This is a genomic window from Streptomyces sp. NPDC002776 (genome assembly GCF_053592195.1).
The window spans coordinates 1-1,451 of record NZ_JBSFVG010000065.1; the positions used below are offsets into that span (position 1 = coordinate 1).

Consider the following 1,451-nt stretch of genomic DNA (forward strand, 5'->3'; position numbering starts at 1 on the left):
CCTAGTAGGGCTTGGTCAGGTTCGTAGCGGTGTGGGTATGTCGCGGTGGCAGGTGGGGCAGGCGCCGGCCCAGAGAGCAAGGAGTGTCTGCAGCTCGCGGACGACTTGGTAGAGGCTCAGGCCTGCGCCGTGTCTTTTGGGTCTCGTGCCAGCCGCTGCAGGGTGCAGAAGGCGTGGGCGGCGGAGACGAGGGTGACGTGGTGATGCCAGCCGTTCCAGGTGCGGCCCTCGAAATGGGCAAGCCCGAGGGCCTGTTTCATCTCGCGGTAGTCATGCTCGATGCGCCAGCGCAATTTGACCAGCCGGATCAGGGTCGCCAGCGGCATGCCGGAGGGCAGGCTGGAGAGCCAGAACTGCACCGGCTCGGGCTCGGTGGCAGGCCATTCGGCCAGCAGCCAGCGCTCGGGCAGTTCGGGATCATCGGCCGGCTTGCGGATGCCTCGTCCGGCGGGCCGGACCCGGAGGGCGACGAAACGCGAGTACATACGCTTGAAGCCGCTTCGGCTGGCGCCCGGCCGGGATCCCTCCCGCCAGGACACCGGCCGAGCGGCTGTCCGGCCGGCCGCGACGACCAAGTCCTTCATGGTCTGCGGCGGGTCGGGATACTGCATGTGCGGCCGTCGGCCGGTGCCCGCATAGATCGGCTGGACGGGCCGGGCGTCGGCAGGGTGAGCGCTGTGACGGCCGGAAACACCGACCGCGTAGGGCAGGTTGCGTTCCTCCAGGCCGCTGCGGAAGGCGGCGGCGTCGCCGTATCCGGCGTCCGCCACGACCAAGGGGACGTCGATGCCCCACGACCGTGCTTCGTCGATCATGTCCAGAGCAAGCTGCCACTTCTCCACGTGTCCCGCCTGGGCGGGGATGCCGCAGCGGCCGCGGCGGGCGACTTTGGCGGGGTCCGCCCAGGGCGAGGCCGGGTCCCAGCCGGACGGCATGAACAGCCGCCAGCCGATCGCGGCGGAGGCACGGTCGGTGGCCAGGTGCAGTGACACTCCCACCTGGCAGTTGGTGACCTTGCCCGCGGTGCCGGTGTACTGCCGCGACACACACGCCGAGGCGTCCCCGTCCTTGAGGAACCCGGTGTCGTCGACGATCAACGCTTCCGGACCGATCGCGTCCTGCATCCTCCAGGCCAGGCGGGCCTGGACGTGCGCCGGATTCCACGGGCTGGACGTCACGAAGTGAGCCAGCGCCTGCCGGTTGCCGTCCTCGCCCAGCCTGGCGGCCATGGGCTCCACCGACTTGCGTTTACCGTCCAGCAGCAGCCCTCGCACATAGACCTGGCCCCACCGCCGCTGGTCAGCACGGAAGAACCCGTCGAACAACTCCGCCGTGAACGCCTCCAGGTCCTCCCGGACCTCGGCCATCTCACCAGGTGTCACACCATCACAACGACACCAACAGCCCAACAGACACGCCACTCACAAACGAAGCTGACCAAGCCCTACTAG

The 1,451-nt window shown here is 69.0% G+C and carries 1 protein-coding gene; it reads right to left on the bottom strand.

Annotated elements, in window-relative coordinates:
- Positions 1-116: 116 nt before the first annotated feature.
- Positions 117-1,367 (bottom strand): IS701 family transposase, encoded by a 1,251-nt coding sequence (locus ACWD11_RS35160; RefSeq protein WP_451125420.1) that lies wholly within the window; start codon positions 1,365-1,367, stop codon positions 117-119.
- Positions 1,368-1,451: the final 84 nt, after the last annotated feature.

What these genes read in the sequence shown, in the direction of transcription:
- ACWD11_RS35160 (WP_451125420.1), bottom strand. Translation starts at nt 1,367, where the DNA reads ATGGCCGAGGTCCGGGAGGACCTGGAGGCGTTCACGGCGGAGTTGTTC.